The organism is Streptomyces sp. NPDC005004, assembly GCF_053600675.1.
The window spans coordinates 1-7,687 of the sequence record NZ_JBSGAH010000042.1; the positions used below are offsets into that span (position 1 = coordinate 1).

The 7,687-nt window shown below is 73.4% G+C and carries 9 protein-coding genes; 6 read left to right on the forward strand and 3 right to left on the reverse strand.

Translation table 11 applies throughout. The features are described from left to right. A partial coding sequence (locus ACWEEU_RS30435) for an RskA family anti-sigma factor (protein WP_451736875.1) occupies nt 1-344 on the reverse strand: 344 nt, incomplete at its 3' end. Further along, the gene (locus ACWEEU_RS30440; RefSeq protein WP_385751093.1) at nt 341-925 is read right to left on the reverse strand and encodes a sigma-70 family RNA polymerase sigma factor; all 585 of its coding nucleotides are present in this window, start codon (nt 923-925) and stop codon (nt 341-343) included. The genes ACWEEU_RS30435 and ACWEEU_RS30440, both read right to left, overlap by 4 nt. A gap of 272 nt (nt 926-1,197) precedes the next feature. Here ACWEEU_RS30440 and ACWEEU_RS30445 point away from each other — a divergent pair, with 272 nt between their 5' ends. From ACWEEU_RS30445 to ACWEEU_RS30470, 6 genes are all read left to right on the forward strand, one after another. Further along, entirely contained in the window at nt 1,198-1,683 is a 486-nt protein-coding gene (locus ACWEEU_RS30445) for an Asp23/Gls24 family envelope stress response protein (protein ID WP_385751090.1), read from the forward strand. 71 nt (nt 1,684-1,754) lie between these two features. Next, the gene (locus ACWEEU_RS30450) at nt 1,755-1,940 is read left to right on the forward strand and encodes a hypothetical protein (RefSeq protein ID WP_385751087.1); all 186 of its coding nucleotides are present in this window, start codon (nt 1,755-1,757) and stop codon (nt 1,938-1,940) included. Further along, nucleotides 1,937-3,043 (forward strand): DUF6286 domain-containing protein, encoded by a 1,107-nt coding sequence (locus tag ACWEEU_RS30455; RefSeq protein WP_451736880.1) that lies wholly within the window; start codon nt 1,937-1,939, stop codon nt 3,041-3,043. The genes ACWEEU_RS30450 and ACWEEU_RS30455 overlap by 4 nt, the downstream gene beginning before the upstream one ends. Then, entirely contained in the window at nt 3,043-3,612 is a 570-nt protein-coding gene (locus ACWEEU_RS30460; protein ID WP_385751082.1) for a hypothetical protein, read from the forward strand. Before ACWEEU_RS30455 ends, ACWEEU_RS30460 begins: the two co-directional genes overlap by 1 nt. Next, nucleotides 3,602-4,492, forward strand: a complete 891-nt coding sequence (locus ACWEEU_RS30465) for a YihY/virulence factor BrkB family protein (RefSeq protein ID WP_451736883.1) — start codon at nt 3,602-3,604, stop codon at nt 4,490-4,492. The genes ACWEEU_RS30460 and ACWEEU_RS30465 overlap by 11 nt, the downstream gene beginning before the upstream one ends. A 336-nt stretch (nt 4,493-4,828) precedes the next feature. Further along, nucleotides 4,829-5,134, forward strand: coding sequence for a hypothetical protein (locus tag ACWEEU_RS30470; RefSeq protein ID WP_199588096.1), 306 nt, complete (start codon nt 4,829-4,831; stop codon nt 5,132-5,134). Nucleotides 5,135-5,167: 33 nt separating this feature from the next. Here the strand turns inward: ACWEEU_RS30470 and ACWEEU_RS30475 are convergent, their stop codons facing one another. Continuing rightward, entirely contained in the window at nt 5,168-7,564 is a 2,397-nt protein-coding gene (locus ACWEEU_RS30475; RefSeq protein ID WP_451736886.1) for a beta-L-arabinofuranosidase domain-containing protein, read from the reverse strand. Nucleotides 7,565-7,687: the final 123 nt, after the last annotated feature.

A 7,687-nucleotide genomic window follows, 5' to 3' on the forward strand; every position in this document is an offset into this window, starting at 1 on the left:
ATCAGCGGCCGGTCACCGGCGGCGGAGGACATCCGGGAGGCGGCCGCCGCGATGGCCGAGTCGTGGTTGAGGATCGAGGCCGGGCGCCGCCGGGCGGCCGGCGCGGTACCCGGCGGCATCTGACGCACCGAGGCGATCCGGTGCAGCACCTCCGCGCGCAGCTCGGGCCGCACCGGAACGGTCGCGGCGAGCCCCAGCCGCGCCGCCGTCGCCTCGAACTCCGCGACCTCCAGCGCGCAGGACACGCACTGGGCCAGATGCCGCTCGACACCGGCGCGCTCGTCCTCGTCCAGGGCGTGCAGCGCGTAGGCGCCGGTGAAGCTGTGCGGGTCGGCCGTGCTCACGCGGACACGCCCAGGCAGTCACGCATCCGGATGAGCCCGTCGCGCAGCCGCGTCTTGACCGTGCCGAGCGGCAGCGAGAGCGCCTCCGCGACCTGACGGTACGTCAGCCCCCGGTAGTAGGCGAGGGTCAACGACTGCCGCTGGAGTTCCGTCAGCGTCCGCAGACACCGCCGCACCTGCTCCTGCTCCAGCCGCGTCTCCACCTGCTCGGTCACCTCGTCGTACTCCGGCGTGCGGTCCAGCAGCGCGGCCCTCGTGTCGCGGGCGGCCGCCGCTTCGACCGAGCGCACCCGGTCGACGGCGCGCCGATGGGCGAGAGTGAGGATCCAGTTGATGGCCGTGCCCCGCTCGGGCCGGTAACGCGGGGCGGTGCGCCAGACCTCCACCAGCACGTCCTGCGCGACCTCCTCCGACTGCGCCCGGTCGCGCAGCACCGCGCGGACCACCCCGAGCACCGGCCCGGCGACCGTGTCGTAGACCGCGGCGAACGCCTCCTGGTCGCCCAGCGCCACCTCGTGCAGCAGCCGCTCCAGGTCGGGCTCTGCAGCCGGGCTGCCGCCGATGTACACGGCTTCCTTCACAACGGTCCTCCCAGAAGCACGACGGGGCCCGGACTCGTCGTGCGTGACGAGTGCTTCCCGGCGGGCTCGGGCCTTTCCGTCTCTGCCCCTACTTCGCCCCCGCACGCGCCGTGGATGCACCCCCGCCGGACGGCCCCGCCCACGTCACCCCGCAGGAGGACGCATCAGCGGACGAATTCAGGGAATCTGCCTCACACCTGTGGCCCGGCCGGGTCCGAGGGAACACGTCCTATGGAGCACAGGACACACCGGACCACCGAGAGGACCTGGTCATGAGCATCCCCAACGCAGAGACGGGCCGTCCCGGCGAGCCGCGGCGGGCGGCCACCGACCTTACCGCCGGCAACACCGGCGTCGGAGAACCGGCCGCCACGCGCGGCAAGACGTCCATCGCGGACATCGTCGTCGTCAAGGTCGCCGGTACGGCCGCCCGCGAGATACCCGGCGTGCACGCCATGGGCGGCGGTCTGTCCCGCACCCTCGGCGCGGTCCGCGACCGGGTCCCCGGCGGCGGCTCCAGCGTCGGCCGGGGCGTCAAGGTCGAGGTCGGCGAGAAGCAGACCGCCATCGACCTCGACCTGGTCGTGGAGTACGGCGTACCGATCGACGAGGTGGCCCGCGACGTCCGCGAGAACGTGATCCACGCGGTGGAACGCATCACCGGACTGGAGGTCGTCGAGGTGAACATCGCCGTCAACGACGTGCACCTCCCCGAGGACGACGAACCCGAGCCGGAAACCACGCCGCGCGTGGCGTGACCGGGCAGTGGACCCGGCGGACCGAGCGGTGGCCGGCGTGGACGACCGGCCGGACGAGGAGGAGACGGAAGATGGACAGAGCGCTGACGGGAATGATCGCCGGCCTGGCGCTGGCGTTCGCGGGCTGGTTCGGCGGCTTCGGCGCGTTCGTGCTCGTGGCCGCGCTCGGCGCCCTCGGCTGGGCGGTGGGCCACTGGATCGACGGCGGCGGGCGCGCCCGAGACCTGCGGGACACCTTCCAGCGGGGCCGTCGATGACCGAGCCCCACCCCCGCGGCACCGCCGCGGTCCCGGCACAGGCCGTCCGCCGGATCGCCGGCCGGGCGGCCACCGAGGCACACCGCGACGGCGCCGTACGCACCACCGGCACCGCCGCCACCGTCCGCGGACGCCGCACCGAGATCGCCCTCGACGTCGCCCTGCCCTACCCGGAGCCCCTGGCCCCCCTGGTCGACCGTATCCGGGACCGGGTGACCTCCCGCACCGCCGAGCTGACCGGGCTCGACGTGTCCCGGGTACACATCGGGGTCACCACGCTCACCCCGGCCCTCTGCGGACCGGTGGGGTCCGGCTCCGGCTCGGGCTCCGCACCGGCACCGGCCCCGGTCCCGGCCGACGCAGGCTCGCCCGGCTCCTGGTCGCCCCGCCGTTGGTGGGCGCAGCGTCGCCTTCCCCTGGGCATCCTCACCCTCCTCGCCACCGTGGCCTTCGGCGCCCTCGCCGCCGACCTGATCCTCGTCCACACCGGACACCGCCCGGCCGCCGCCTGGCGCACCGGCACCCTGCACTGGCTGTACGGTCACGGCCCCGGCGAACCGCTCGTCACCGCCGCCGGCCTCTGCTGCGCCCTCCTCGGTGCCGGTCTGCTCCTCCTCGCCGTCACCCCGGGCCGCCGCGACCTCCTCACCATGTCCTCACCCGTCCCCGGCACCGACATCGCGGTCGACCGGTCCGCCGTGGCCGCCCTGGTCCATGCCGCCGCCACCGGAACCGACGGCGTCACCGCGGCGAGGACGCACGTCCGGCGGCGCCGCGCGACCGTACGCGCCGAACTGACCACCGGCGACCTGACCACCGCAGACCGGACCACGGCCGAACGCCGGATCACCCAGGCCGCCTCCAGCGCCCTGGCCGACTGCGGACTGCGCCGCCCCCTCCGGCTGCGGGTCACGGCCCGCCCCCGGCGAGGCCGGACCCTGGCGCCCGCTTCGACCCCGGCGTCCGCTTCGACCCCGGCGCCCGCTTCGACCCCGGCGTCCGTACCGAGCCTGGCGCCCGCTTCGAGCCTGGCGTCCGCAGCGGCCCCGGCACCGGCTCCCGCCCCCTCGGCGACCCACGCCCTCGCGGGTGGCGACCTCTGATGCAGACCTTCCGCTCCCTCCTCAATCGCACCGTCCTCGCCCTCACCGGCCTGACCCTGCTGGCCGGCGGTTCCGCGCTCGCGCTGAGCGGTACTCCGGCCGCCGGCCGACTGCCCGTACCCTCCGCCCACCACGCGTTCCTGACCAGCGCCGCCCTCACCTCACTGCGGGCGCAGGGCTGGTGGGCGCCCGGTGTCATGGCGGGGGCGTTCGCCGCCACCGCGCTGTGCGCGCTGTGGTGCGCCCGGCAGTTCCGGGTCGGCGGCAGCTCTCTGTTGCCGCTGCCCGGCACCGGCGGCACCGTCCGCACCCGCGCCCTGGAGGACGCGCTCAACCTGGACGCGGCGACCCTGGAGGGCGTCGCCCGCTGCCGTACCCGGGTGTTCTCCTCGCGCGGTCAGCTCACGGTCCGGCTGCATCTCTGGCTCCAGCCGGGGACCACCCCCGCCTCCGTACTGCCCGGCCTGACCCGGTTGATCGAGCGCGCCGAATCCGCCACCACCCCCTGTACCGTCCGCAGCCGAGTCCGGCTCAGCCCTCTCTCCCACCGGGTACCGCATGTCCGTTGAACCCCAGGCGCCCGACGCCTCCCGCGCCGCCCCCGCACCCCGGGCCACGACCTGGGGAGCAGCGCTGCGCCGTACCCCGGTGGCCATGTGGCGGGACGACGTGTCCGACCATGCCGCCGCGCTGACCTACTACGCGATCCTGACCGTGCTGCCCGCCATGCTCGTCACGGTCATCGCCACCACGCTGATCAGTCCCGGCACGGCCGAGCGGTTCATCACCCAGGTGACGGCCTACGCCCCCGCCGAGTCCGGCGGCCAACTCCACGAGACGCTGGCCCGGATGCTGCGCACCGACTCGGCGGCCTGGCCCCTGCTCGTCACCGGAACCGCGAGCGCCCTGTGGTCCGCCACCAGCTATCTGGCCGTCTTCCGGCGCGCCCTGCACCGGATGTACCGCTTGGAGGACCGGCGTTCGCCCTGGCGGCGCGCGCACCGCATCGTCCTGACCGCGCTGGCCCTGCTCGGCGTGCTCGTCGCCGGGCCGCTGGTGCTGCTGCTCACCGGTCCCGGCTCGGAGGCCGTCGGTTCCTTCCTCGGTCTGGGCTCCACGGCCGCCTTCGTCTGGAAGCTGCTGCGCTGGCCGCTGCTGCTGTGCCTGGCCGTCGTCCTCGTCGTGGTCGTCTTCCGCACGGGACCCGCCCCCGCCCGCGCGCGCAGGAACTCGCTGCCCGGCGGTGTCCTCGCGGCGGCCCTCTGGCTCACCGCCTCGGGCGGATTCGCCCTGTACGCCTCCGCTCTCGGCGCCTACAGCCGCCTGTACGGCTCGCTCGCCGGGTCCGTGGTGTTCCTCGTCTGGCTGTGGCTGTCCAACCTGGCACTGCTCGCCGGCGCCCAGTTCACCGCCGAACTGAACAAGACCGAGCGGGTACCGGCCGGCTGAGCGGGGGCGTCCGCGGCCTGCTCCCGCGCGAGCAGCAGACCCGCCAGCACGAACAGCGGGATGGCCGGCACCCGCCCTCGGTGACGACACCCATCCGGGCGAGGGACGACACCCATCCGGGAGTGGGGGCGACACCCATCTCCGGGGACAAGCCCGACGCCCGTTCCGGCGGAGTGCCGTGCCACCCGTCCGGCCGAACGCCCCAGCCCGCCGCCCCCGCAACTCCCGCAGCCCGTCCGGCGAACGCCCGGTGACGAATTGCCGACCCGTGCCGCCCGTGTTTCGTTGGGTGCTGAGCGATCCCCGCCCGGGGGCGCACGGCCGGCTGGAGGAACCGTGGCAGCGCAGAAATTCGTCCAGATCATCGCCTTCGAGACCGACCGCATCGACGAGATGCGCACCCTGGCCATGAAGATCGAGGAACGTTTCGGCAGCAAGGAACAGGGCCCCAGCTACCAGGCCGTCCTCAAGGACCGCAACCAGGAGAACCGCTACTACGAGGTCCTCCAGTTCGACTCCTTCGACGAGGCCGCGCGCAGCCGCCAGAATCCCGAGGCCCGCGAGTTCGCCGAGCGCATGGCCGCGCTGTGCACCCGCCCGCCGTCCTTCCTTGAGTGCGACGTGCTGGAGGAGTCCCGCTGAGCCGGCCGGGACTCCGCCGCCGTACGGCACCTGCTACAGCAACCGCCACAGATGGTCGTCCGTGCCGTTGTCCGCGAACTGCACGACCTGCGCGCTGTTCGCGGTGGACATCTCCGAGACGCCGAGCACCTTCCCGCTGTGCTTGTTGAGCAGGAGGAACCAGCCGTCGCCCTTGTCCACCTGACGCCACAGGTGGTCGTCGGTGCCGTTGTCCTCGTACTGGACGACGATCGCGCTGTCCGCGGTGGACATGCCGTCCACGCCCAGCACCTTGCCGCTGTGCCCGTTGCGGACGAGGAACCATCCGTCGCCCCGGTCGACGAACTGCCAGGCGTGATCGCCGGTGGGCGTGTTGTCGTACTGCACCACCCGCGCGCTGTTCGCGGTGGACATGTTGTCCACGGCGAGCACCTTGCCGCTGTGCTTGTTCTGGACGCGCCGGAAGGGCGGTTCCGGCGTCCAGGGGCGGCCGTCCGGCGCGGCCGTCGGGAAGCTGCTGATACGGAGCCGGGCCGCGCCCATCGGGACGAGCGTGACGCTCTCCACCGGAGAGTCGGAGCGGGCGGGGCTCCGCTGGAGCGGGGCCACCACGTGCTCGTCGTCCGCGACCCACTCGGCCACCCGGCGGGCCCGCGCCGTCATGCGCACCGGCGTGCCGTCCTGGGTGAAGGGGTTGGCCGCGACGGGGCCCCCGCCGCGGGTGAACTCCGGTGTACTGCCCGGAACCAGACCGTAGTTCCAGGGCGTGGTGGCGTGCACCTCGTACTCGGGGAAGGCGTCGTCACCCGCGTAGCGCACATAGTTCTCACCGATCCGCAGGGCGTAGGTGAGGGGGCCGCGCTCGACGCTCACCGCGTCCTGCCCCGCGCTCCAGGTGCGCAGCACGGTGCGTTGCGGAAGCCGTAGCGTCACCGTGTCGCCGTCGGACCACTGGCGGTCCACCACGCTGAAGGAGGGCCCCGGCGTCGCCGCGTAAGCCTTGCCGTTCACGGTGAGTCGAGGATCAGTGCACCACCCGGGCACCCGCAGATGGAGCGGGAAACGCACCCGGCGGGGGACCGAGAGCGTGAGACGGACGGTCTCCCCGAACGGGTAGTCGGTGTCCTCGGTGATCGTGGCCTCGGTGCCGCCCGCCACCGTCGCGCGCACCGTGCAGGGGGAGTAGAGGGCGGCGGCCAGGCCGCCCTCGGGCGCCGCGAGCCACAGCTCCTCGCTGAAGTACGGCCAACCCATGCCGTAGTTGTGGGGGCAGCAGCGGTACTGGTCGACGCCGGGCTGGAAGGACTGCATGGCGAAGCCGTTCTGGAACTGCCCTTGCGTCTTCGTCCTGTTGTCGAGGTCGACGCTGTTCGCGCTGGTGATGTAGTGCACCGCGCGGCCGGCCGGGTCGAGGGCGGCGGGCAGCAGGTTGAAGGCCAGTTCCTCGCACCGGTCCGCCCACACCGGATCGCCGGTGATCCGGGTCAGCAGCTCGTGGCTGGCCATGAACTCCACGATGCCGCAGGTCTCGAAGCCCTGACGGGGGTCACCGAAGCCGGGGCGGATGTTCTCGTCGCCCGCGAAGCCTCCGCCGGGGAACTGCCCGTAGGAGCCCATCACCTGGTCGTAGACCTCGTACGCGGCCCTGGTGTCGGACGTCGAGCCGGAGCGGCGGGCGTACTGGGCGCCCTCGCGGAAGCCCTGCGCGATGTTGACGTTGTGCGGGGTGGGCAGGGCACCCGTCCAGTCGGCGCCGTAGCCGTGCATCTTGTCGGCCAGGTCGAGGAGGAAGGCGTCGCCCGTGCGGTCGTACAGCCACAGGGCGATGTCCAGGCCGTCGCCCCAGCGGTAGGAGACCCAACTGTGGTCGAAGGCGCCCTTGCCCTGCGCGTTCATGAAGGTCAGGAAGCGGGTCAGGAAGGGCACGATCCGTGTGTCGCCGCTGTACTCCTCCCAGGTGCGCAGGGCCATCAGCAGCGGCAGGAACGGCCAGAAGTCGGGGCCGCCGTCCAGCGAGGTGCGCAGCGCGCGGGGGCCGAAGAAGCCGTCGGACTGCTGGGTGGCCAGGACCGCGTCGATCCAGCGCCGGGAGTTCGCCAGCGCGTGTTCGTCGCCGGTGGCGATGGCGAGCGGGACGTAACCCCGCAGCCAGTACGGCAGTTCCTCCCAGCCGGCGTTCTCCGGGTGCACCCAGCCGGTGGAGGCGAAGTCGAGGAAGTGCGAGCGCTGTTCGTAGCGGCCGAACAACCCGTCGAGCAGTGCGTGGAGTTGGCCCGCGAGCCAGCCGCGTGCGGTGATGCTGCCGGGGCGCAGCCGGGTGAAGGCGGCGGGGGCGAGGGCGCGCGGGGAGCGGCCCGCGGCTCCGGCCGGAGGAGCGAGGCGGACGGACAGGGCGGCCGAACTCAGCGCCAGGGCGCCGCCGGTGAGGAAATGACGTCGTGCGAGAGGCATACGGCGCTCCTGAGGAGTGGGGGAAGAACAGCGCGGCCCGCCCCGGGGAGGCGGGGCGGGCCGCGCGGTGCAGCAGCCGGGCATGGTGGATCCGCAGCAGCACCGGCGGATCCAGTTCACCGT

Bases quoted from the DNA above. Each gene is read 5' to 3' on its own strand.
- ACWEEU_RS30445 (WP_385751090.1), top strand. From the start codon at position 1,198: ATGAGCATCCCCAACGCAGAGACGGGCCGTCCCGGCGAGCCGCGGCGG.
- ACWEEU_RS30450 (WP_385751087.1), top strand. From the start codon at position 1,755: ATGGACAGAGCGCTGACGGGAATGATCGCCGGCCTGGCGCTGGCGTTC.
- ACWEEU_RS30455 (WP_451736880.1), top strand. From the start codon at position 1,937: ATGACCGAGCCCCACCCCCGCGGCACCGCCGCGGTCCCGGCACAGGCC.
- ACWEEU_RS30460 (WP_385751082.1), top strand. From the start codon at position 3,043: ATGCAGACCTTCCGCTCCCTCCTCAATCGCACCGTCCTCGCCCTCACC.
- ACWEEU_RS30465 (WP_451736883.1), top strand. From the start codon at position 3,602: ATGTCCGTTGAACCCCAGGCGCCCGACGCCTCCCGCGCCGCCCCCGCA.
- ACWEEU_RS30475 (WP_451736886.1), bottom strand. From the start codon at position 7,564: ATGCCTCTCGCACGACGTCATTTCCTCACCGGCGGCGCCCTGGCGCTG.